The following is a 21,379-nucleotide window of genomic DNA, read 5'->3' on the forward strand; positions in this document are numbered from 1 at the left end:
GGTCTCGGCCGGTGCTGCGGGCGGTGGCCTATTCCTTCGGCTCCTGTCCCGAACCACCCTCCGGACGGATTTGCTCGTCGACACGTCCTTCCTCGATCACCACACGGTTGGCCTCCTCGAGGATTTCCCGAACCTCCGGCGCGGGAATGACGGCCGCACCGGAGGAATCGGCGAACACGTAGTCACCGGGACGCACGACCACACCCGACACCAGTGCGGTGCGGTTCGCCTCGAACGGCGTGATGATGTCCCCGCCCCATCGCACGGCTTCCCCCCTGCAGTACGCGGCGAATCCGTACTCCGAGAGCTGGGAGAAGTCCCGCAGGCGACCGTCCGTCAGGACCCCGGCGAGCCCGTGGACGGCGAGCTGGGCAAGCTTGCCACCGCCGCCGAGCGACGCGTCCGGGTACCCATTGCTGGACAGCACCAGCACCCGTCCCCGTCCGCCGTCGCGAACGGCCTCCTGGAAAAGCGCGGAGAAATTGTAGCGATCGGTCGGCAGGGCCTTCCGGCAGGACGGAAGATAGGAAATGGTGATCGCCGGCCCGAAGAGGAGGCGACCCGGCGTGGGGCTCCTCAGGTCGATCAGATGGCACGGATGCCGATGAGAGCGTCCCATCGCGTCGACCACGTCGGCGGTGCGCACACGAACCGCGAGTTCGCGCAACCGCGAATCTTCCTCCACCATCGGGCCTCCTGAGGTGGGAAGTCTTCGGCTCGGGCGCCGGAAAGGGAAAACGCCGCGATTCCTCCCGGGTGCACGCCGCACGGCGCTGCCGCACCCGGCCGCGGCGGCGGGGACGGCCCGCCGGCACCTTCGGCGAGCCTTACAGGGCACTTTCCATCTTGCGCCGCAATGGCGGCCGCTGCTACATCGGCACCCGCCGGGCCGTCCCGCCGGGCAGGCAGTCACCGCGGGCGAGCGCTGCGCGGTGGCCGGCGTGGGACCGCGCCGGGCTGCGACGGCGTTCGCTGAGCCGACTGGGCCACCGTGTGCGGTGTTCGAACGCGGCCGTGCGAATGCGTGTGTTCCTCACCGCGGGAGGCACACATGCGTCAACCGGCCGGCCAACCCATGGAACCGCCTTATCGCTCCGCTGGGCCTCGGACAACGTGAGGCCGGGTCCCGGTCCGGCGCCGGGGGACGAATGCATCCGGCCGTTTGCCGACCATGCCGATTAGGCCCCGACCGGCGCTGCCGAGCGGTGCGTTGTCGGGGCCGCCTGGGCACTTTCCCATATTCCCCGTGCTGTCCCGGCCAGTGGTTGAAGGGGGGAACTTACCGAAACGAACGGGGTGGTTGTGCCGTTGATGCAGGAGACATGCAGACTCGAAAACGCCAATCCGGTGCTGCAGCACTCATCCGGTTCAGCCGGGAAAGGACGAGAACCATGCGGAAGACCGCTCGATGGACAGCAGGCGGCGCCACCCTCGCCTTCGCACTGCTCGGGTCGATGGCCGGCACCGCGCACAGTGAGCCCGCCTCGCTCTACGCGCCCTCGGCGCTGGTCCTGACCACGGCACACGGGGAGAGCGCCGCGGCGAGCCCGGAGCGCGCGGTCACCCTCAGCTGTGCACCCGGCACCACCGGCACACACCCTGCCTCGGAGGACGCCTGTGCCGCCCTCGCGCAGGTGAAGGGCGAGTTCGGCGGTCTCGCGGAGATCAGCCGCGGGCAGCCGCGCTTCTGCACCCGGGAGTACAACCCGGTCACGGTCACCGCACAGGGCGTCTGGCAGGGCGAGCGTGTGAACTACGAGCACACCTTCGCCAATGAATGCGTCAGGAATTCCGAGGGCGCGGGCGTCTTCGAATTCTGAGTGGTCCCGGACAGGACACGGAAAAGGGGCGTCGAGGACGGCCTGCGCCGCCCTCGACGCCCCTTCTCCCTGACATGCGCCCGCAGCGTCGCAAAGGGCTGTCCCGTAAGAGGTTGTCTCACGTGGCCCGTTTCGCGAGCTTCTTGTAGCAGTTCAGGGCGGCGGCCATGGCCGGGCCTCAGCTCTGCCTGTCGTTGCGGACCACGTACGGGATCTTGAGGCCACGAGCAGTCCATGGCAGGCTCATGCCGCATGATCGATGAGTTCGCGAAAGACAATCTGCACGGGAGACTGCGGCGGGACCGCAAGGCGCTGCTCTGGAAACTCGACGGCTTGTCCGAATACGACGCCCGCCGACCTTTGACAGCGACCGGGACAAACCTCCTCGGCCTGGTCAAACACGTGGCCACCGTCGAGGCCAGGTACTTCGGCGAGGTCTTCGACCGCCCTTCCCCGGAACCGCTGCCCCGGTGGCAGGACTCCAACGGCAGCGATCTGTGGGCGACCGAGGACGAGACCCGCGATCAGATCATCGGGTTCTACCGGCGCACGTGGGAACACTCGGACGCGACGATCAACGAGCTTCCGCTCGACGCCCCCGGCCACGTGCCGTGGTGGCCGGAGCCTTGTCCCAACACGAACCTGTTCGCCGTCATGGTCCATGTCCTCGGCGAGTCCATCCGGCATGCCGGGCACGCCGATATCCTGCGCGAGAGCCTCGACGGCCGGACCGGGGTGCGCGCCGAGAACGAGCAGCAGATCGACGAGGAAGCCCGTGCAGCCCACTGCGCGAGGATCGAGCAGGCCGCCAGGTCGGCCGCGCCCATCAGGGCTTAGAGGTCGTCTCACGTGACTTGATGTTCGTGCGGCATGATGCCGGTCGTGGGCGTTGATGCGGTTGCCCGGCAGTGGCCGGCCGGCAGCGACGACGAGCCCGGGTGTCGGCGCCGATGACGACCTGGTGGTCGGTGCGAACCGCGGCTGGAGCGCGGGCCCGAGGTGATCGATGACGCGGTCGGCGGCCGACTTGGACACCCCGAACAACGGGGCGGGTTGACGCAGGGTGAGGTTGGTGCGCCACTACGCGCGACCGGCAGGACCCCGTCCTCCAACGGCAGGCTCCAGGGCCGGCCCTTGCGGGACCGGATCCGCGCCCTTGCGCCACAACGCGGCGACCGGTCTGCCGAACTGACGCGGGCTCAGCCCGGTGGACGGGGCTCTCCCGACCGGACCGGGACCGGATCGGTGCGGGTTCCCCCGGCAGTCCCCGAAATTCCCCGCCACCGACCGGGCGGCCCCGTTACGCTCCCGTCGAGCGCGAGAGGCGCGCGATCACGAGGCAGGGCGGCGACCGGGAGCTCGTCGGCCGCGTCGTCGAGCGGGTGGGAGGTTGATGAACATGGCCGCCGTCGGCCTTCCCCAGCATGCCCTCGTCCGGTCCGCGCCGCAGTGAAGCGCGGTCCGGTCGCCCTCACGACCAGGAGTGATACGTGAACTCCCCCTTCTCGCCGACTTCTTCCTCCGCGACTCCTTCGCCGACGTCTCCGTCGCCCCGTGCACCGCTGGCCACCGACCGTCTCCTTCTCCGGCCCTGGAACGCGGCCGACGTCACCGCGGTCCTCGGCGACACCCGGTCCGCCGACTGGGCGGACGACTTCCCGGCCGAAGGCGACCGGGTCATCGCCGGGCTCTTCGCCCAGCACCCCGCATGGCTCGGCGAGTTCGGGCACCGTCTGGTCGTCGAGCGTTCCAGCGGACTCGTGGTCGGTTCGGTCGGCCTGTTCTGGCCGCCCGGCGACGGGGCCGTCGAGATCGGATACGGCATCGTGGTCTCCCGCCGCGGTAGAGGTTATGCCTCGGAGGCCGCGCGGGCCCTGGCGGACCACGCCCTCTCGGCCCCCGGCGTCCACACCGTCGTCGCTCGCGTGGAGCCGCCCAACCCGGCGTCCGTCCGTGTGCTGGAGAAGGCGGGCTTCCGCCGATGGGCCACGGAAGACGACACGGAGGACGCCGTGGCCCGCTTCCGGGCCACGGCGCCGGACCAACGCGGCCACTGACCGTACGGGGTCGGCGAGCCCCCCGGGCAGCGCTTCGCCGGGCAGTCGGCAGCCTTCGCCTCCTCTCCGGTGTGCATGCCCGCGCCCCCCGGGATGATCGAGTCGTCGGCATGAGCCAGGACGGCATGACGCCGGGTGGGCCCCGGGCGTGGCACGCGCGAGCCCGCGCACCGGTGGTCCGGGCGCCGTTGTGCCATGGGGAGTCGAGGTGCCGAACCTCATCGTCGGATGACACCAACGGAGTTGACGGCCCGTCTGGCCGGCTTCTCGGATGGGGTGTTCAGACGAGCGGTGCCGCACCGGGGCGACTACCGCTCCACGCCGTCCGGCTCCGTCCGGTGATCGGGCCGGGGGCGTCGTCGGGACCGTCCTCGGTGTCCGCGTCGGGTCCGTCCTCGTCCCCCTCTTCCGGTTGGCCCTCTTCCCGGAGTTCGTCCCAGGCACCGCGGTGGTCGTGGCTCACACGCAGCCGACGCTCGCTCTCCGCGTCCAGCGCGGCGAGCGCCGGATGGGGAGCTGCCGCGGCACAGCGCTCACGCAGGGCGTCCCACCGGTTCGGCCGCTTCCGCGCCCACTCCTGCTCACGTCGGTGGAGCGCCGGGACCCGGCCCATCCACCCCAACTGGGCGACGAGGGCGAGGAGCACCGCTGCCGCGGCCACGACCTGTCCGGTGCCCGTCGGGTCCGTCTCCGTCAGCGCGATGCCGCAGAACGACCACTGCGTCACCATCACCGCGATCCCGGCGCAGCCCAGCACGGCTGCCGTCACACCGTCGCCCCAGCGCTTCGGCTCGTCCGGCGGGTGCGGCAGCCGGGCGTGGTACTCCCGCCGGAACTCGTCCCGGGCCTCGCCGTACACCATGTCGAGGTAGCGGATCCGGCCGAGTGTGACGGGACCACCCTCCCTGCGCAGCGCGTCCAGCAGGGCGTCCGGGAGGGGGTGACCCACGCGGTGGTGCGGGTCGAGACCCGCCCCGTCGAGCCGGACGACCCCGCGCCCGTCGATGCTCATCAGTCCGTCGAGCAGGAGCCGGGCCGCTGCCGCCCCGCTCTCGTCGGACCGGAACTCGGCGGCGTAGTACGGATCGAGGACGAGCGCGTCGGAGTGCGCCCGGTCCGCCCGGTCCGCCCGGTGACGCTCGGCGTCCGCGTGCCGGCGCCGGCGCGCGACCGCCGTTCGAGCAGCGCGAGATGCCCGTACAGCAGCACGGTGACGGGCAGCGCGAAGGCGGCGAGGGTGATCGGGTCCACGCCGCGAGCGTACGACCGGGGCGAACGCCGCGGCATCGCCTTTTCGCCGGCCTCCCCGGCGGAGTGCCGTGATCACCGTGCGCCCGCCCGGCGGCCGTGTACGGCTCGCTGTCAGCGGCGCTGGTTACGGTGGGCGCATGATCGAGGCCGAGGACATCCGCCGTATCGCCCTGTCCCTTCCCGACACGGTGGAGAAGGAAGCATGGAGCATGCCCACGTTCCGTGTGGCCGGGAAGATGTACATCACGATCCCCGACGACCAGACGTCGTTCGCCGTGCGCTGTCCGAAGCACGAGCGAAGCGAACTGATCGCCGCCGAGCCGGAGAAGTTCTGGGTGCCTCCGCACGAGGCGAGTTCGGCCTGGGTCCGGGTGCGGCTCGTCGCGTTGGAGGACCTCGCCGAACTGCGCGACATCCTCGTCGACTCCTGGAGACAGGCGGCGCCGGACCGGCTGGCCGAGGAGCACCCCGAACTGAGGCCGGGCGGGGGCACCGGCGGGTGAGCGGAGCACGGCCTCGGTGACCGCGCCCCGCACCCGCGCCCCGGCGGCGAGGCGCGGCGGGAACGGGCGACGGCGCCGCCGGAGGCCCGGCCCCGGCGGCACACCGGGCCCACCGGCAGGGGCCGTTCCGCGGTGACCGGCCGGGAGCGCGTGCCCTCCCCTGGGCAACGGGCCCGGCGGTCCGTCGGCGCGCCCCAGGTCAGGACGAGTCGCGCACGACCAGTTCGGTGGGCAGCATCACGTGCCGGCGTGCCGCGCCGGGATCGGCGATCTCCTCGAGGAGGAGTCGGGCGATGGTGGAGCCGATCTCCTCCACCGGCTGGCGCACGCTCGTCATCGAGGGATGGGCGTAGCGGGCGATGTAGGAGTCGTCGAATCCGACGACCGCGACGTCCTCCGGTACGCGTCGCCCCTGCCGCCGCAGCTCCAGCATGGCGCCGGCCGCCATGACGTCCGAGGCCGCGAACACGGCGTCGAGGCCGGGACAGCGTTCGAGAAGCGAACGCATCGCGAGCATCCCGCCCTCCTCGGTGAAGTCCGCCGTCTCGATCAGGCGCTCGTCCGGAGCGATGCCCGCCTCCCCGAGGGCGTCCTTCCAGCCCTGCAGCCGGCTCCGGGAGACGTCCATGTCGAGCGGCCCGGTGATGGTGGCGATCGTCCTCCGGCCGCGGGAGATGAGATGGCGGCCCGCTTCCCTCCCGCCCCCCAGGTTGTCCGAGCAGGCGTGGCTCAGGGACTCCCCGGGGGAGCGGCGGCCGGCCAGGACCGTCGGCAGGCCCAGGTTCTCCAGGATGCCGGGCAGGGGGTCGTCCTCGTGCACCGAGACCAGGAGCACCCCGTCCACCCTGCGCTCCGCGACGGAGTCGGTGAGCTGGTCGCGCTCACCCCTGTCGCGGACGAGCACCAGCTGGAGCTGCGTCCTCGTCGCCGTGAGCACGGTGCTCACGCCCCGGATCACGGCCGAGAAGTACGGCTCCGAGCCGAGCCGGCTCTCGGACTCCGGGATCACCAGCGCGACGGAGTTGGTACGCCGTGTGACGAGTCCGCGGGCGACGGAGTTCGGCACGTAGTTCAGCTCGGCTATGGCCGCGAGCACGGCGGCCCTCGCCTCGTCGCTGACGAGCGTCGAACCGTTGATGACCCTTGAAACCGTCGTCCGGCCCACGCCGGCCCGTGCGGCCACGGTCTTGATGGTCGGCCGCTGCTGTGCCCCCATGTCCCTCTCCTCGTCCGACCGGCGGCTGCGCGCCGTTCGCCAGCGCATTGTGCCAGACCCCCGGACCCGCGGACCGGTGTGCGCGGGTGGCACCGCGACATCTTCCGGCAACGAATTGGATTCAAGTTCTTGACACAAGCCTCGTTCAACGGTCAACCTTCCGGCATCTGGTGGGAACGTTCCCACCCCGCTTGGGAACGTTCCCATTCTCTGCTCGGGTCAGTCGGCAGGACGGCTGGCCCGTACTCGGTGCGTCGGCGCCGCCGCCTGGGAGGACACAACACATGAAGAGCACCCGGAAGCTGTTCCGTACGAGAGGCACCGCCGTCATATCGGCCGTGGCGGCTCTCGGTCTCCTCTCCGCATGCGGCGGCGGCGACATCGGCGGGACGGGCGGAGGTGTCAAGGACGGCAAGACCACCATCACCATGGGACTCTTCGGCGTCATGGGGTTCAAGGAGACGGGACTCCTTGATGAGTACATGAAGCTGAACCCGAACGTGCGGATCGAGGCCGAGATCGCGGGTGACGAGCAGACGTACTACACGGCCCTGCAGACGCACCTGGCGGCCGGCAGCGGCCTGAAGGACATCCAGGGCATCGAGATCGGACGTGCCAAGGAGCTCGTCGACACCCAGGCCGACAAGTTCGTCGACCTGTCGAAGGTCTCCGGCACCGACCACTTCCTGCCGTGGAAGCTGAGCCAGGTCACCGGCAAGGACGGCAAGGTCATCGGCCTCGGCACGGACATCGGCCCCATGGCCGTCTGCTACCGCAAGGACCTCTTCGAGCAGGCGGGCCTGCCCTCCGACCGCGAGCAGGTCGCCAAGCTGTGGGACGGCGACTGGGCGAAGTTCGTCGCCGCCGGCAAGGACTTCAAGGCCGGGTCCAAGGACGACAAGGTCGCCTTCATGGACAGCGCCAGCGGACTGTTCAACGCGATGATCTACGGGAACTCCGAGCAGTTCTACGACAAGGGCGGGAAGCTGATCTACAAGGACAGCCCCGTCGTCAAGGAGGCATGGAACCTGGCCTCCCAGGCCGCCACCACGGGCCTGACCGCGAAGCTGCGGCAGTTCCAGCCCGGCTGGGACCCGGGCCTCGCCAACAGCACGTTCGCCACCACGGTGTGCCCGGCGTGGATGCTCGCGCACATCAGTGAGAAGGCGGGTCCGCAGAACAAGGGCAAGTGGGACGTCGCCAGGGCCCCCAAGGGCGCCAACTGGGGCGGGTCGTTCCTCGGCGTCGTGGACAAGAGCCCCGTCAAGGAAGAGGCGAAGAAGCTCGTCGCCTGGCTGACGGCTCCCGAGCAGCAGGCCCGCCTCTTCGAGAAGCTCGGCAACTTCCCGTCGTCGCAGAAGGCGCTCGAGGCGCCCCAGGTGGCGAACGCGAAGTCCGACTACTTCAGCGGTGCCCCCATCGGCCAGATCTTCGGAGCCGCCGCGCAGGAGATCCCCGACGAGCAGGTGCTGGGCCGCAAGGACGGAACGATCAAGGACATCTTCTCGCAGGGTCTGAGCCTCATCGAGTCCCAGAACCAGAGCCCCGAGAAGGCCTGGAAGACCACCGACGAGCGCATCGAGAAGGCCGTCGGCTGACGTCCCCCGACGCCCCGGCGGCCACGCCGCGCACGACCACGTGCGCGGCGGCCGCCGGGGCACGCCCAGCCCGCCCACGTTCCACGTAAGGATCCCTGGTGGCCACTCAGACCTCGACTGCGGCAGCCGGTGAACAGCCCGCCGGAGAGCCGGCCGGCCCTGCCCGCCCCGCCGACGGGCGCCGGCAGCGACGACAGAACGGCCGGCGGAGCACACTGCTCCACCGCCTGGACCTGCACGGGGCGCCCTACGCCTTCATCGTCCCGTTCTTCGCCGTGTTCGCCGCCTTCAGCTTCTACCCGCTCATCTACACGGCCTGGATCTCGCTGCACCGCGTCGAGCTCGCCTCCCTCGACCTGATGGAATGGGTGGCGTTCGACAACTACGTCGCCCTGTGGCAGGACGAGCGCTTCTGGAACGCCCTGTCCAACACCTTCACCATCGGTGTGCTCTCCACCGTCCCGCAGCTGCTCATGGCACTCGGACTGGCGCACCTGCTGAACTACCGGCTCCGTGGATCGACCTTCTTCCGTGTGGCCGCCCTGACGCCGTACGCGACGTCGGTCGGTGCCGCGGCCCTCGTCTTCACCATGCTCTTCGAGCGCGACTTCGGCATGATCAACTGGATGCTGGGCCTGGTCGGCGTCGACAACGTCGACTGGGAGGGCAACAAGTGGGCGGCGCAGATCGCGATCTCCACGATCGTCATCTGGCGCTGGACCGGTTACAACGCCCTGCTGTACCTCGCCGCCATGCAGGCGATCCCGCGCGACCGCTACGAGGCCGCCGCGATCGACGGTGCCTCGCGCTGGCAGCAGTTCCTGAAGGTCACCATCCCCGGAATCCGGCCCACGATCATCTTCACGATCGTGCTCTCCACGATCGGCTCCACCCAGCTCTTCGGCGAGCCCCTGATCTTCGGCCAGGGCCCGAACGGCATCACCGGCGGAGCGGACAACCAGTACCAGACCCTCGGACTGCTGCTGTACGAGGAGGGCTGGAAGAACTACCAGATGGGCCGTGCGGCCACGGTGGCCTGGGCGATGTTCCTGCTGCTCATCATCCTCTTCGCCGTCCAGCGTCTGCTCAAGCGGCGCTCGTCGCGCTCGTCCTGACCAGGAGACGGACACCATGACCACCGACACTCTCCAGGCCCGCCCGGACGTGCCGCAGGACGCGCCCAAGGGCCGCCGCGGCCTCCGGCTCCCCGCGGCGATCCGCGCCGGCCGCCAGCACCACGCCGGCCCCGCCACCTACGTGCTGCTCACCGTCGCGGCGGTGCTCTCGCTCTTCCCGCTGTACTGGACGATGGTGGCGGCCTCGACCGACAACACGCGTGTCACGCAGACCCCGCCGCCGTTCCTGCCCGGTCCGCACCTCTTCGAGAACCTCGGGAAGGCCTGGCAGGACGCCGCGCTGGGCAGGGCCATGGTGAACAGCCTGATCGTGGCCGGCACCATCGCCGTGTCCACCGTCCTGTTCGCCACCCTCGCCGGCTTCGCCTTCGCCAAGCTGCGCTTCAAGGGCCGCAACATCCTGCTCATGCTGGTCATCGGGACGATGATGGTGCCGCCGCAGCTCGCGGTCGTGCCCCTGTTCATGATGATGACCGAACTGGGCTGGGGACAGAAGCTCCCCGCCGTCATCTTCCCGACGCTGGTCAGCGCGGTCGGCGTCTTCTTCATGCGCCAGTACCTGGCCGACGCGCTGCCCGACGAACTCGTCGAGGCCGGCCGTGTGGACGGCGCGCACTCGCTCCGCATCTTCTGGAGCATCGTCCTGCCGGTGGCCCGGCCCGCGATGGCGGTTCTCTTCATGATCACGTTCGTCCACGCCTGGAACGACTTCTTCTGGCCGTTCATCGTGCTCGACATGACCAACCCGACGGTCCCCGTCGCCCTCACCCAACTCAGCGCAGGCTATGTCCGCGACCAGTCGCTGATCATGGCCGGCGCCCTGCTCGGCACCCTCCCCCTGCTGGCGATGTTCATCGTCTTCGGCCGTCAGATCGTCGGCGGCATCATGCAGGGAGCGGTCAAGGGCTAGGGCGTGTCGCGCCCTGGGTCCGACCCGTGGCGCCCTCCGCCCGTGTGCCCGCACCCCGTGCCGCGGGCCGCCCGCGGCACCCCGTGCCCCTCTCCCCATCTACGCGTCACCCGTTGACCGCAACACCCGGAAGGACCCTCGTGGTAATCGCAGCCGGACACGTCGTGCCCCAAGCCGAGGCCCCCGCCGCACTCACGTTCCCCCCATCGTTCACCTGGGGCACCGCCACCGCCGCCTACCAGATCGAGGGCGCCGCCACCCTGGACGGGCGCACCCCCTCCATCTGGGACACCTACTCCCGCACCCCGGGCAGGGTCCGCAACGGCGACACCGGCGACGTCGCCACCGACCACTACCACCGGTGGCGCGAGGACGTCGCCATCATGGCCGACCTGGGTGTGGGGGCGTACCGCTTCTCCCTCGCCTGGCCCCGCATCCAGCCCACCGGGCGCGGCCCGAGCGTGCAGAAGGGACTGGACTTCTACCGCAGGCTCGCCGACGAGCTGCTGGAGAAGAACATCCAGCCCGTCGCGACCCTCTACCACTGGGACCTTCCGCAGGAGTTGGAGGACGCGGGCGGCTGGCCCGAGCGCGCCACCGCGGAGCGATTCGCCGAGTACGCGGGCCTGGCGGCCGAGGCGCTCGGCGACCGGGTACGCACCTGGATCACGCTCAACGAGCCCTGGTGCAGCGCCTTCCTCGGCTACGCCTCCGGTGTCCACGCCCCCGGCCGCACCGACCCCGTGGCCGCGCTGCGGGCGGCGCACCACCTCAACCTCGGCCACGGCCAGGCGGTCCAGGCCCTCCGCGCGAACCTCCCGGGCGACGCACAGGTCTCCGTCACCCTCAACATCCACCATGTGAGGCCGCGTTCCGGCGCGGAGGCGGACGTCGACGCCGCACGCCGCATCGACGCCCTCGCCAACCGCGTCTTCACCGGACCGATGCTCCAGGGCGCGTACCCGGACGACCTGCTGCGGGACACCGCGTCCCTGACGGACTGGTCCTTCGTCAAGGACGGCGACCTCAAGGAGATCCGGCAGCCGCTCGACTTCCTGGGCGTCAACTACTACACCCCGACCCTCGTCTCCGGCGGTGCCTCCGAGTCGAGCCACGGTTCGGACGGCCACGGCAACAGCGCGCACAGCCCCTGGCCGGGCGCGGACGACGTGTCGTTCCACCTGCCGCCGGGCTCCACCACCGCGATGGGATGGGCCGTCGACCCCACCGGCCTGTACGACCTGCTGGTGCGGCTCAAGGACGACGTCCCGGAGCTGCCCCTCATGATCACCGAGAACGGCGCCGCCTTCGACGACTACGTCAACCCCGAGGGCGAGGTGAACGACCCCGACCGGATCGCCTACCTCCAGGGCCACCTGGCGGCCGTGCACCGGGCGATCGAGGCGGGCGTCGACGTCCGCGGCTACTTCCTGTGGTCCCTGCTCGACAACTTCGAATGGGGCTACGGCTACAGCAAGCGCTTCGGGGCGGTCTACGTCGACTACCCCACCGGCAAGCGCATTCCGAAGGCCAGTGCCCGCTGGTACGGAGACGTCGCACGCACGGGCCTGCTGCCCGCGCCGGACACCGCCGCCAGGGGCTGACCGGAGGCCGACGGGCCGGCGAGCGAGGCGTCACGCCTCGCTCGCCGGCCCCTCGGCCGTTCCTGAGGGTGTGACGCGCCGGTTTCCCGGCGCGTCTTGCGCGTGCGGTTTCCGGCATGTTCTCCGCACGGGTGTCTCAGCGCTTCTTCCCTGCACGTATCCCGCGCACGGTATCCCGGCGCGCTGTCCACGCACCGTCTTCGCACGGTACGCGTGCACGGTTCCGCGCACGCGAGTACGGCCGGCCTCGCCGGCCGTACTCGCGTGCGCTCACTCGCCCGGGTAGCGCACCCCGACGAGCGCGCGGACCCGGTCGAGCGTCGTCATCACGTCCAGGCTGCCCCGGAGCGGAACGAGCTCGGACTCGGTCCGCTTCTCGCGCAGGCAGTTCATGACTTCCAGGGCCTGGTGGCCGTAGCCGTTGCCCACGCGCGGCTCGGCCTCGACGACCTGCGGCGCTCGCCCGTCGCGGTGGACCACGAAGCTCCGGGGGTGGTAGAAGTCCGCCGGGAACTCGATGCGGCCCTCGGTGCCGTACACCACCGCGCCGGTCGCGCTGCCGAAGGCGAGCGAGCAGGACAGCACGGCCACGGCTCCGTTGTCGTACCCCAGCACCATGGCCGTGCTCTCGTCCACCCCGTCGTCGTTGAGATGGGCCCAGGCCGACACGTGGTCCGGAGCGCCGAGGAACAGGTGGGCGAACGAGACCGGATACGTGCCGAGATCGAGCAGTGCGCCGCCTCCGGCGGCCGGATCGCGCAGCCTGCTCCCGGGGACGACCGGGACCCGCGCGGAGAAGTCGGCGTGCACGGAGGCGACCTCACCGATCAGTCCGTCGCCGGTCATCTCCCTGGCACGGCGGACCAGCGGGTTGACGAAGGTCCACATGCCCTCCATCAGGAACAACGAGCGGCTCTCCGCGATGGCGATCATCGACTCGGTCTGGGAGCGGTTGAGCGCGAACGGCTTCTCGCACAGGACGGCCTTGCCGCCCTCGAGGCAGAGCGTGGCGGCGGCGAGATGGTGGGCGTGAGGGGTGGCGACGTAGACGACGTCGACGTCCGGGTCGTCCGCGAGGTCCTGCCAGCTGCCGTGGGCGCGGGGGATCGAGAACCGCTCGGCGAAGGCCTGAGCGGTCCGCCGGGAGCGGGAGCCGACGGCGACGACGTCCGCTCCGGGAACCGTGCGCAGGTCCTCCGTGAAGGCTGCGGCCATCGGGCCGGTCGCGAGGATTCCCCATCTGACGGAGCGGTCGTGCACGTGCGTTCCTCCTGTGGCGACGCCGGATGGGAACGTTCCCATCCGGCTGTGCAAGGCTCACGTGCCGCGCCGCCCGTTGTCAAGGGACCAGCCTCCCGTCGCCCAGGGACCACCGGCCGACACCGCCGAGGGGCGGGCGGTGCCATGGGTGCGTCGCGGGGGCGGCGGCGTCGGGGCACGTTCGCCCGGCGGCCGGGGTCGTGGAGCCGGCGTCGTCACGGGCACGCTCGGACCTCGCCGACAGTCCTCGGGTCCGCCCCTGGGACCCCGGCCGGCAGCCCGGGTCCGGTGGGCCGGGTGGCCCGCGCTCCCGGCCCGGCTGTCGGCGTCCGTGGTGCCGTGGTCGGCGTCCGTGGCCCGGTGGCCCGCGCTCCCGCTCCGGCTCTGTCGGAGGCCGTGGCCCGGTGGCCCCCCGGGGCCCTCAGGGGCCGGCCGTCACCACGGGCCCGGGCCCCCGCGCCGGTCGCGGTGGACGGTGCGGCGCTGACGCCCCTCCGGCCCGACCGTGTGCGAGGCCCCCGGACCACACCGGCGAACCCGGTGTGGTCCGGGCGGTGTGTCAGCCTGCCCCGGTGCCGGAGCGGCGTCGGAGCAGACAGGCCGCCGCGGCGATCGCCACCAGGGCGCCCGCACCGATCGCGGTCCAGCCACCGGCGGACAGACCGCCGCTCTCCGCCGTCTCGCCGGCGGCGGAGGTGTTCGACGGCGCCGGCGGCGGCGCGGGGGCGGGTCGCGCGGGAGCACTGGGCGTGGGGGTGGGAGTGGGGTTCTTCACGGTGGCGCCCGGGGCGGCCGCCTCGAGCTTCAGCACCGGGGCGGAGTTGCCGTGGCCGTGTCCGCCGGAGGAGCCGAGTTCGATCCAGCGGTCGACGCGGCCGTCGGCGTAGCCCTGGAGCGTCTTGAAGGCGAGTTGCCCGGCGTCGGGCAGCTGCCGCACGCGCACGGAGTACTCGGCGTCCTCCCCGACGGCGACGGCGGGCCCCTTGACGGTGTAGCCGTCGGCCGTCGCCCCGAACGTCCAGCCCTTGGGGCCTTCGCCGTACGTGACGTCGGCAGGGGTGATCCCCTCGGGGAGGACGACGCGCAGGGAGGTGATCCCGGCCTTGTCGGACTCCGATTCGGCGTTGAAGGTGAGCGTGACGTTCTGGGCGAGTGCCTGTGCCGTGTCGGCTTCGACTTCGACGTGCGCGGCCGCCGGGCCGGCGCCGAGCAGTACGGCACCGACGGCGGCGGCGAGGGTCAGGCACGCGCGGCGGATGCTCGTGGGGGTACGGGGCATGGCGTCTCCGGATCGTGGTGGAGGAGCCCGGCCGACTGGGGCGCCGGGCCCGGGCGGGGGTGGGAGGGAATCCGCACCCTCGCCGGCGGCCCCCGCCGCACCACCACTCCGGTCAGCAGCTCTTCGGCGTCGGTCCGCCGCCCGGACTCCCTCGGCGGGTACGGCGCGGCACCCGGGCAGGCCGGCACAGGAGGGGCCGACAGCAACGACCGCACCGCGTGGATCGGCTTCCGTACCCGGGCGAGCACCGCAGCCATGGCATGCGGACGGGGCCGGCAGGCCGCCTCCGCCCCGTGCAGGAGAACGGCGACGAGCACCGCCGCCACGGCGTGCGCCCCCGTCATCGCCGCGGGATCGAGCACGCTCCCGTGGCCTCCGCCGAGGGATCCCGAGGATCCCCCCGGACGACTGTGGAGCGCGTGGCCCGCCGCACCGGGCCCGGTGAGCATGAACCACTCGTGCAGGGCGGCCTGGGTCAGGGAGGTGACCGCGACGGCATGAGGAAGGCCTCGTGGCCGCCGTAAGTGCACCAGTCCGACGGTGAAGAGCACCGCGGCCGCCGGTGCGCTCGCCGACCAGCCGGCGTCCTCCCCGGCCGCGAGACGGTGCGCGGTGAGCCCGAGCACGCCGCCCACGAGAGCGAACACGGCCGCCCGCACGACGGGCAGAGGCGGACGCGGGTCCGTGTGCGGCTGGTGCATGGCCCGCCCATCATGAACCATCGCGGGGCCGGCCGGCAGGTACATGGGCCATCGCCCCGCCCGGGTCGTCCGGTGCCGGGGAGCCGGGTGCCGGGCCCCGACCCGGAGCGCGCCGCGTCCACCGCGGTTCGGCGCCGTGTCGCCGGTGCCACCGTGCGATGAAATCGACAACGACTGTCAGTGCGAAGGGGAATCCGCCCCTCTGCCTGTGAAAGGCCAGGTCAGGGGCGTATTATCGGTACCGGTTACCAACATCGTTGCAGCCTTTGCGTGAACCGTTTCCGTGCGTTTCACTGCACAGCCGGAAGGCACTCGATTTCGCGCGTCAGGGGAAACGATGGGCACGGGACACGGGCACGGCGGTTCGCACGGCCACGATCACACGCACGGCGTGACGGGGGACTCGGACAAGCGGTGGCTGTCGATCGCCCTCGCGCTGATCGTCGGCTTCATGTCGGTCGAGGTCGTCATCGGGGTGGTGGCCGAGTCGCTGGCCCTGATCTCGGACGCCGCGCACATGCTGACCGATGCCGTCGCCATCGTCCTCGCGCTCGTGGCGATGCGGATGGCCAAGCGTCCCGCCAAGGGCAGCTACACCTACGGCCTGAAGCGGGTGGAGATCCTCTCCGCCCAGGTGAACGGACTGTCACTGATCCTCCTGGGCGCCTGGCTGACGGTCGAGGCCGTCGAGCGGCTCATCGATCCCCCCGAGGTCAAGGGCGGACTCATGCTCGCCACCGCCCTCGCGGGTGTCGCGGTCAACGTGGCCGCCACCTGGTGCATCTCCCGTGCCAACCGCTCCTCGCTCAACGTCGAGGGCGCCTACCAGCACATCCTGAACGACCTGTTCGCGTTCATCGGCACCGCGGTCGCGGCCTTCGTCGTCCTCACCACCGGCTTCGCACGCGCCGACGGCATCGCCACGCTCGTCGTCGTCGCCCTGATGTTCAAGGCCGGTTACGGCCTCCTCCGCGACTCGGGACGGATCTTCCTGGAGGCGGCGCCCGCCCATGTCGATCCCGACCGGCTCGGTGAGCGGCTGGCGGCCGAACCGTCGGTGAGGGAGGTCCACGACCTGCACGTCTGGCAGATCACGTCCGAGGAGGTCGCCCTCTCCGCGCACGTGCTCGTCGAGACCGGCGGGGACTGCCACGCCGTACGCCGGGGGCTCGAGGACCTGGTGCGCCGCGACTTCGGCATCACGCACACCACCCTCCAGGTGGACCACCGGCCGGAGGCCGTGCTCCAGGTCGGCGCCCCTGACGGCGCGCCGGCTGCGGCGGCGCACTGCGCGGACCCGCACGGCCCGGTCCACCGCGACCGCACGTACGACCACGGGACGGTGCGCGTCCTCGGGCCGTGACGCGCGGCGGTGGGCCCGCCCGGGAACCGTACGGCCACGCCCCCCGGCCGCCAGGGCGGCCAGCGCCGCCCCGTGCCTCGGCCTCGGCCTCGGTCTCGCGGCGAGCCGGTGCGTCGCCGCGTCGGGGCGTCAGTGGGAGAGGAGTTGCTGGCCGCCGTCGATGTCGTACGTCCCACCGGTGAGGGCGTCGTTGTCCATGATGTGCAGGGCGAGAGCGGCGACGTCCTCCGGGCCGACGACCCGCCGGATGGGAAGCGTCGTGCGCAACTCCTCCCGCCGGGCTTCGAGCCGGTCGCCCAGGAGCGAGGCCGACAGGGGTGTGTCGACGAAGCCGGCCGCGATGAGGTTCACCCGGACCGGGGCCAGTTCGAGTGCGAGATTGGCCGTGACGGCCGGAAGGGCCGCGGTGAGCGCGGAGGTGACGGTCATGCCCACCGCAGGCCGCCGCCCGCCGGTGCCGCCGATGAACAGCAGTGTGCCTCCGGCGCGGACCCGGTCGCGGCTGTAGAGGGCGATCCCGATGGTCATGGCGAGGCGCTCGCCGAAGTGGCGTCGGGCCTCCGCGAGGTCCATGTCGTCCAGGGGCATGTACGCGGGGCTGCCGGCCGTCGATATGACGTGGTCGACCGTGCCCGGCAACTCCCGGAAGAACCGCCGGAGCCGGTCGGTGTCGGCGGCGTCGAAGGCCGCGGTGCTCAGCGGGTCGATCTCCAGCGCCGCCTGGCGCAGCCGTTCGGGGTTGCGTCCGACCATGACGACCTGGCCGCCGGCGGCGCGTACACGGCGTGCGGTCTCGAGTCCCATGCCGGCACTCGCGCCGATCACCACGACCGTCTGGTCGGCGAGTCGGCCGTGGTTCGGCTCGCTCTGCGTCATCCGCGCCTCCGTTGTCCGTGGGCGGCGGCGGCCGGGACCGGCCCTGCCCTTCCGCGCGTGCGGTCAGATCAGCGACCGGCCTCCGCGCAGTTGCGGATACAGGCTCTCCGCCCCGTCGGCCAGCGCCGTCCGGACCTGTTTGCTGACGTCGTCGGCCAGCACCTCGTGCAGACCTGCCTCGACGCCGGCGAGGGCCGTGCGGGCCACCGCGGCGGGGTCGGCCTTCGGCCCCGGCACCCGCGCTGCCATCTCCGTCGCGAGATAGCTGACGTGCAGGGCGGTGACCTGGGTGCCCTGGTCCGCCAGCGCCACGCGCAGGGCGTTGGTCACGGACCATTCGGCGGCCTTGGCGGCGGAGTATCCGGCACTCGCCGTGATCGACACCCAGGACAGCACGGAGAGCACGTTGACGATCGCGCCGCCACCGTTGCGTCCGAGGACGGGGGCGAAGGCCCGGCTCATGGCGAGGGTGCCGAGCACATGCGTCTCGAACTCCGTGCGGAACGCGTCGAGATCGGCTGTCAGGATGTCCGCCCGTGTCGTGGAACCGGCGTTGTTGACCAGGAGCGTCACGTCCTGGGCCCGGTCCGCCGCGGCGAGGACGGAGTCGTGGTCGGTGATGTCCACCGCGACCGGGTCGGCCCCGGGAACCGTGACCTTCGAGGGGTCGCGGGCGCCCGCGTAGACCGCGGCCGCCCCGGACTCGAGGAGCGCCCGTGTGAACTGTTCTCCGAGCCCGCGGTTGGCCCCCGTGACGAAAGCGACGGACCCTTGGAGCTTCATGGGAGAGGACCTTCCCGACGTGGGTGGGGGCCGGGGCAGGTGGCCACGGGCCACCGCGCGGCGGCCCGTGGCCGCACCTCTCCGAACGTATAGCCATCGGGTTCACGTCACCACCCGGCGCACGCCCCGCCGCTCTCACCCCTCTGATGATCTCCCGCCTCGGAACGACGGGCGGAGGCGGATTCTCCGAGATGCCGGAGATCCGAGGATTTCTGTGATTTTCGGATGGGTAGATACGGGAGACAAGGGGTGAACCGGGCGGGTCGGCCGCTCCGTGTCCCGGCGCATCCGTGCCCTCACGGAAGGACGGGACATCGTCCGGCGTCCTGGTCCACCGCGTCGCGTCGGGACGTGCACCCGCGTCGGCCAGGACGCGCACCCGCGTCAGTCAGGAGGGGCGCGATGGACCTGTGGGCGATCTGGCTGATCGTCGCCGCCGTGCTGATCGCCGCGGAGACGGTCACACTGACCGTCGCCCTGGGCATGCTCGGCGGGGCGGCGCTCGTCACCGCGGCGTTCGCCGCGGCGGGGGTACCGCTGCCCTTCCAATTCCTGGTCTTCACCGTCGTCGCCGTGGTCAGCGTGGTGTTCGTGCGCCCCCGGGTGCGGCGTGCGCTCAGACCGCCGGGCCGGCGCTTCGGTGTGGACGCACTGGTCGGCCGTACCGCCCATGTCGTCGCGGAGGTGACGGCCACCGGCGGCAGGGTCCGCATCGGCGGCGAGGAGTGGACGGCCCGTGCGTACGACGAGACGCTGGTGATCCCTCCGGGAACGGCCGTGGACGTCATGGAGATCAGCGGCGCCACCGCCGTCGTCTACCCCCGGGAGTGAATCATGGAAGCTTCGGCGCTCCTCCTCGTCGGCGTGATCGTCGCGCTGCTGGCGGTCTTCACGGTGCTGCGGGCGGTGCGCGTCGTTCCCCAGGCGCGTGCCCGCAACGTGGAGCGGCTCGGCCGCTACCACCGCACGCTGCAACCCGGGCTCAACGTGGTCATCCCGTACATCGACCGGGTCTATCCGGTGATCGACCTCCGCGAGCAGGTCGTCTCCTTCCAGCCGCAGCCCGTGATCACGGAGGACAACCTGGTCGTGGAGATCGACACCGTCGTGTACTTCCAGGTCACCGATCCGCGAGCCGCCGCCTACGAGATCGCCGACTATCTGCAGGCTGTCGAGCAGCTCACCGTCACCACCCTGCGCAACGTCGTGGGCTCGATGGACCTGGAGCAGACCCTCACGTCACGGGACATCATCAACAACCAGTTGCGCGGCGTGCTGGACGAGGCCACCGGGAAGTGGGGGCTGCGGGTCAACCGCGTCGAGATCAAGGCCATCGACCCCCCGCAGTCCATCAAGGACGCCATGGAGAAGCAGATGCGGGCCGAGCGGGACAAGCGGGCCGCGATTCTCGGGGCCGAAGGGCAGCGTCAGGCCCAGATCCTCACCGCGGAGGGCGAGAAGCAGTCCGCGGTCCTCCGGGCCGAGGGCAACCGGACCGCGGAGATCCTGAAGGCCGAGGGCCAGTCCCGGGCCATCGACGAGGTGTTCCAGGCCGTGCACCGCAACGATCCGGACCCCAAGCTGCTCGCGTACCAGTACCTCCAGGTGCTGCCCCAGCTCGCACAGGGTCCGGGGAGCACGTTCTGGGTCATCCCCGGCGAGGTCACCTCCGCGCTCCAGGGCGTGTCCCGCGCCTTCGGCGAGGTGCTGCCCCGGTCGCCGGCGACCCGGGAGGAGCCCGCCGACGGCGCGGCCGGCCGGAAGGCCGCCGACGACGCGGCGCAGGCGGCGGAAGCCGCGGCGGAGGCCGTCGCCGACGCGGTCCAGGCCGACGGCGGTACCACCCGTCCCCGGCCGTGAGAGGGCGTGGAACCGCACCACGGCGAAGACGGCGAGGGAAGTCGCGTGTCGCGCCTTCGGGACCGTTCCCACCGAAGGCGTACGCTGCCAACGTCGGCTGATCCACGCCGTGTTCGCCACCGCCGCCGGAGGGAAGGCATGACCGCGTTCACGGGGAGGCGGCCACCGGAACTCACCCACCGCCGACCGACGCGACGCGGCCGGACCCGCGGGCGCTCCGCACGGCGGCGGGTCCGGCCGTCCACCACCACTTCTCGCTCCGAAGGCCAACCCGCATGAGCACGGACCACCGCCACCTCCTCGTCATCGGCATCGGTGCCGGCGACCCGGACCATCTGACGCTCGCGGCGGTGAAGGCGATGCGCCGAGCCGACGTGTTCTTCGTCCTGGGTAAAGGGCCGCAGAAGTCCTCCCTCACCGATCTGCGGCGGCGCATGCTCGACGAGCACGCCCGCGCGCCGTACCGGGTCGTCGAGGCGGACGACCCCTGGCGCGACCGGACGCCGGCGGGCCGGAGCGAGTACACCGCCGCGGTCCACGACTGGCGCAGCCGGCGCGCGGATGTCTACGAGCGCCTGATCCGGGACGAGTTGGCCCCCGGGCAGACCGGCGCGTTCCTGGTGTGGGGCGACCCCGCCCTGTACGACAGCACTCTGGGCATCCTGTCCGACATCGGCGCACGGGGCGGTGTCGCGTTCGACACCGAGGTCGTGCCGGGGATCAGCAGCGTGTCCGCGCTGGCCGCACGGCACCGCATCACGCTCAACCAGGTCGGCCGCCCCGTCCACATCACTCCCGCGCGCCGACTGCCCGAGGTGCGCCTCAACGACGACGGGGACATCGTCGTCATGCTCGACGCCCAGGAGTCGTTCACCGGCGTCGAAGGCGACGACGTGTGGATCTACTGGGGCGCCTACCTCGGCACACCCGACGAACTCCTCGTCTCCGGCAGGCTCTCGGACGTCTCCGGACGCATCAGCCGGCTGCGCGCCGAAGCCCGAGCCCGCCACGGCTGGATCATGGACACCTACCTCCTGCGCATCGTCGACGAGGGCCCGGCGGACGGCGGCACCGGGGCGGGCAGGCCCTCGGTCCCCGCCCGGCGGACCCTGTCGGACGAGCCCTCCGAACGCTGCGGGGCCCGGCAGCCGGGGGAGCCGGA

General features: G+C 71.6%; 20 protein-coding genes and 2 pseudogenes. 12 read left to right on the forward strand and 10 right to left on the reverse strand.

Annotated features, from left to right (window positions below):
* Positions 1 to 28: 28 nt before the first annotated feature.
* Entirely contained in the window at positions 29 to 688 is a 660-nt protein-coding gene (locus QRN89_RS30335; RefSeq protein ID WP_290352609.1) for an RraA family protein, read from the reverse strand.
* 703 nt (positions 689 to 1,391) lie between these two features.
* Between QRN89_RS30335 and QRN89_RS30340 the strand changes: the two genes are divergently transcribed.
* Complete coding sequence (locus QRN89_RS30340; protein ID WP_290352611.1) at positions 1,392 to 1,820, forward strand: subtilase-type protease inhibitor; 429 nt, start codon at positions 1,392 to 1,394, stop codon at positions 1,818 to 1,820.
* A 252-nt stretch (positions 1,821 to 2,072) separates the two neighbouring features.
* The gene (locus QRN89_RS30345; protein WP_290352612.1) at positions 2,073 to 2,657 is read left to right on the forward strand and encodes a DinB family protein; all 585 of its coding nucleotides are present in this window, start codon (positions 2,073 to 2,075) and stop codon (positions 2,655 to 2,657) included.
* Here QRN89_RS30345 and QRN89_RS30350 read toward each other — a convergent pair.
* Positions 2,613 to 3,023: pseudogene (locus QRN89_RS30350) on the reverse strand (helix-turn-helix domain-containing protein); the annotation flags it as partial. The gene QRN89_RS30345 and the pseudogene QRN89_RS30350 sit on opposite strands and share 45 nt — an antisense overlap.
* 359 nt (positions 3,024 to 3,382) lie before the next feature.
* Here QRN89_RS30350 and QRN89_RS30355 point away from each other — a divergent pair.
* Positions 3,383 to 3,877, forward strand: coding sequence for a GNAT family N-acetyltransferase (locus QRN89_RS30355; RefSeq protein ID WP_361269080.1), 495 nt, complete (start codon positions 3,383 to 3,385; stop codon positions 3,875 to 3,877).
* A 280-nt stretch (positions 3,878 to 4,157) separates the two neighbouring features.
* On the opposite strand, the gene QRN89_RS30360 is transcribed toward QRN89_RS30355, so the two are convergent.
* Together QRN89_RS30360 and QRN89_RS30365 are read right to left on the reverse strand one after the other, a co-directional pair.
* Positions 4,158 to 4,889 carry a hypothetical protein gene (locus tag QRN89_RS30360; RefSeq protein WP_290352614.1) on the reverse strand — a complete coding sequence of 244 codons (732 nt, stop codon included), beginning with the start codon at positions 4,887 to 4,889 and terminating at the stop codon, positions 4,158 to 4,160.
* Positions 4,889 to 5,128 (reverse strand): hypothetical protein, encoded by a 240-nt coding sequence (locus tag QRN89_RS30365; RefSeq protein ID WP_290352615.1) that lies wholly within the window; start codon positions 5,126 to 5,128, stop codon positions 4,889 to 4,891. Before QRN89_RS30365 ends, QRN89_RS30360 begins: the two co-directional genes overlap by 1 nt.
* A 137-nt stretch (positions 5,129 to 5,265) precedes the next feature.
* Between QRN89_RS30365 and QRN89_RS30370 the strand changes: the two genes are divergently transcribed.
* Positions 5,266 to 5,631, forward strand: coding sequence for an MmcQ/YjbR family DNA-binding protein (locus tag QRN89_RS30370; RefSeq protein WP_290352616.1), 366 nt, complete (start codon positions 5,266 to 5,268; stop codon positions 5,629 to 5,631).
* A gap of 199 nt (positions 5,632 to 5,830) precedes the next feature.
* Here QRN89_RS30370 and QRN89_RS30375 read toward each other — a convergent pair whose 3' ends face one another.
* Entirely contained in the window at positions 5,831 to 6,847 is a 1,017-nt protein-coding gene (locus tag QRN89_RS30375; protein ID WP_290352617.1) for a LacI family DNA-binding transcriptional regulator, read from the reverse strand.
* Positions 6,848 to 7,131: 284 nt separating this feature from the next.
* Between QRN89_RS30375 and QRN89_RS30380 the strand changes: the two genes are divergently transcribed.
* From QRN89_RS30380 to QRN89_RS30395, 4 genes are all read left to right on the forward strand, one after another.
* Positions 7,132 to 8,445 (forward strand): ABC transporter substrate-binding protein, encoded by a 1,314-nt coding sequence (locus QRN89_RS30380; RefSeq protein ID WP_290352618.1) that lies wholly within the window; start codon positions 7,132 to 7,134, stop codon positions 8,443 to 8,445.
* A 98-nt stretch (positions 8,446 to 8,543) separates the two neighbouring features.
* The gene (locus tag QRN89_RS30385) at positions 8,544 to 9,560 is read left to right on the forward strand and encodes a carbohydrate ABC transporter permease (protein ID WP_290352619.1); all 1,017 of its coding nucleotides are present in this window, start codon (positions 8,544 to 8,546) and stop codon (positions 9,558 to 9,560) included.
* 16 nt (positions 9,561 to 9,576) lie between these two features.
* The gene (locus tag QRN89_RS30390; protein ID WP_290352620.1) at positions 9,577 to 10,491 is read left to right on the forward strand and encodes a carbohydrate ABC transporter permease; all 915 of its coding nucleotides are present in this window, start codon (positions 9,577 to 9,579) and stop codon (positions 10,489 to 10,491) included.
* A 140-nt stretch (positions 10,492 to 10,631) separates the two neighbouring features.
* A complete protein-coding gene (locus QRN89_RS30395) occupies positions 10,632 to 12,095 on the forward strand; it encodes a GH1 family beta-glucosidase (protein WP_390701792.1) in 1,464 nt (487 codons plus the stop codon).
* 270 nt (positions 12,096 to 12,365) lie between these two features.
* Here QRN89_RS30395 and QRN89_RS30400 read toward each other — a convergent pair whose 3' ends face one another.
* The 3 genes from QRN89_RS30400 to QRN89_RS30410 all read right to left on the reverse strand — a co-directional run bounded on the left by QRN89_RS30400 (position 12,366) and on the right by QRN89_RS30410 (position 15,335).
* Positions 12,366 to 13,397 carry a Gfo/Idh/MocA family protein gene (locus QRN89_RS30400; protein ID WP_290352621.1) on the reverse strand — a complete coding sequence of 344 codons (1,032 nt, stop codon included), beginning with the start codon at positions 13,395 to 13,397 and terminating at the stop codon, positions 12,366 to 12,368.
* 517 nt (positions 13,398 to 13,914) lie between these two features.
* Entirely contained in the window at positions 13,915 to 14,634 is a 720-nt protein-coding gene (locus QRN89_RS30405; RefSeq protein WP_290352622.1) for a DUF1775 domain-containing protein, read from the reverse strand.
* A complete protein-coding gene (locus QRN89_RS30410) occupies positions 14,595 to 15,335 on the reverse strand; it encodes a hypothetical protein (protein ID WP_290352623.1) in 741 nt (246 codons plus the stop codon). Before QRN89_RS30410 ends, QRN89_RS30405 begins: the two co-directional genes overlap by 40 nt.
* 337 nt (positions 15,336 to 15,672) lie before the next feature.
* Between QRN89_RS30410 and QRN89_RS30415 the strand changes: the two genes are divergently transcribed.
* On the forward strand, positions 15,673 to 16,698 hold the full coding sequence (locus tag QRN89_RS30415; protein WP_290352624.1) for a cation diffusion facilitator family transporter: 1,026 nt from the start codon (positions 15,673 to 15,675) through the stop codon (positions 16,696 to 16,698).
* A gap of 129 nt (positions 16,699 to 16,827) precedes the next feature.
* Here QRN89_RS30415 and QRN89_RS30420 read toward each other — a convergent pair whose 3' ends face one another.
* Positions 16,828 to 17,574, reverse strand: a complete 747-nt coding sequence (locus tag QRN89_RS30420) for an SDR family oxidoreductase (RefSeq protein WP_290352625.1) — start codon at positions 17,572 to 17,574, stop codon at positions 16,828 to 16,830.
* A 63-nt stretch (positions 17,575 to 17,637) separates the two neighbouring features.
* Positions 17,638 to 18,357 (reverse strand): SDR family oxidoreductase, encoded by a 720-nt coding sequence (locus tag QRN89_RS30425; protein ID WP_290352626.1) that lies wholly within the window; start codon positions 18,355 to 18,357, stop codon positions 17,638 to 17,640.
* Positions 18,358 to 18,759: 402 nt separating this feature from the next.
* On the opposite strand from QRN89_RS30425, the gene QRN89_RS30430 reads away from it, so the two are divergent.
* From QRN89_RS30430 to cobF, 3 genes and pseudogenes are all read left to right on the forward strand, one after another.
* Positions 18,760 to 19,188, forward strand: coding sequence for an NfeD family protein (locus QRN89_RS30430; RefSeq protein ID WP_290352627.1), 429 nt, complete (start codon positions 18,760 to 18,762; stop codon positions 19,186 to 19,188).
* A 3-nt stretch (positions 19,189 to 19,191) separates the two neighbouring features.
* Positions 19,192 to 20,217 carry an SPFH domain-containing protein gene (locus tag QRN89_RS30435; RefSeq protein WP_290352628.1) on the forward strand — a complete coding sequence of 342 codons (1,026 nt, stop codon included), beginning with the start codon at positions 19,192 to 19,194 and terminating at the stop codon, positions 20,215 to 20,217.
* A 275-nt stretch (positions 20,218 to 20,492) separates the two neighbouring features.
* Positions 20,493 to 21,284 (forward strand): annotated as a pseudogene (gene cobF / locus QRN89_RS30440) (precorrin-6A synthase (deacetylating)); the annotation flags it as partial.
* Positions 21,285 to 21,379 lie beyond the last annotated feature (95 nt).

It is taken from the genome of Streptomyces sp. HUAS CB01 (genome assembly GCF_030406905.1).
Taxonomy (GTDB): Bacteria; Actinomycetota; Actinomycetes; order Streptomycetales; family Streptomycetaceae; genus Streptomyces; species Streptomyces chengbuensis.

What these genes read in the sequence shown, in the direction of transcription:
- QRN89_RS30390 (WP_290352620.1), top strand. Translation starts at nt 9,577, where the DNA reads ATGACCACCGACACTCTCCAGGCCCGCCCGGACGTGCCGCAGGACGCG.
- QRN89_RS30405 (WP_290352622.1), bottom strand. Translation starts at nt 14,634, where the DNA reads ATGCCCCGTACCCCCACGAGCATCCGCCGCGCGTGCCTGACCCTCGCC.
- QRN89_RS30335 (WP_290352609.1), bottom strand. Translation starts at nt 688, where the DNA reads ATGGTGGAGGAAGATTCGCGGTTGCGCGAACTCGCGGTTCGTGTGCGC.
- QRN89_RS30345 (WP_290352612.1), top strand. Translation starts at nt 2,073, where the DNA reads ATGATCGATGAGTTCGCGAAAGACAATCTGCACGGGAGACTGCGGCGG.
- QRN89_RS30420 (WP_290352625.1), bottom strand. Translation starts at nt 17,574, where the DNA reads ATGACGCAGAGCGAGCCGAACCACGGCCGACTCGCCGACCAGACGGTC.
- QRN89_RS30375 (WP_290352617.1), bottom strand. Translation starts at nt 6,847, where the DNA reads ATGGGGGCACAGCAGCGGCCGACCATCAAGACCGTGGCCGCACGGGCC.
- QRN89_RS30400 (WP_290352621.1), bottom strand. Translation starts at nt 13,397, where the DNA reads ATGGGAACGTTCCCATCCGGCGTCGCCACAGGAGGAACGCACGTGCAC.
- QRN89_RS30370 (WP_290352616.1), top strand. Translation starts at nt 5,266, where the DNA reads ATGATCGAGGCCGAGGACATCCGCCGTATCGCCCTGTCCCTTCCCGAC.
- QRN89_RS30425 (WP_290352626.1), bottom strand. Translation starts at nt 18,357, where the DNA reads ATGAAGCTCCAAGGGTCCGTCGCTTTCGTCACGGGGGCCAACCGCGGG.
- QRN89_RS30435 (WP_290352628.1), top strand. Translation starts at nt 19,192, where the DNA reads ATGGAAGCTTCGGCGCTCCTCCTCGTCGGCGTGATCGTCGCGCTGCTG.
- QRN89_RS30340 (WP_290352611.1), top strand. Translation starts at nt 1,392, where the DNA reads ATGCGGAAGACCGCTCGATGGACAGCAGGCGGCGCCACCCTCGCCTTC.
- QRN89_RS30380 (WP_290352618.1), top strand. Translation starts at nt 7,132, where the DNA reads ATGAAGAGCACCCGGAAGCTGTTCCGTACGAGAGGCACCGCCGTCATA.
- QRN89_RS30415 (WP_290352624.1), top strand. Translation starts at nt 15,673, where the DNA reads ATGGGCACGGGACACGGGCACGGCGGTTCGCACGGCCACGATCACACG.
- QRN89_RS30410 (WP_290352623.1), bottom strand. Translation starts at nt 15,335, where the DNA reads ATGCACCAGCCGCACACGGACCCGCGTCCGCCTCTGCCCGTCGTGCGG.
- QRN89_RS30430 (WP_290352627.1), top strand. Translation starts at nt 18,760, where the DNA reads ATGGACCTGTGGGCGATCTGGCTGATCGTCGCCGCCGTGCTGATCGCC.
- QRN89_RS30360 (WP_290352614.1), bottom strand. Translation starts at nt 4,889, where the DNA reads ATGAGCATCGACGGGCGCGGGGTCGTCCGGCTCGACGGGGCGGGTCTC.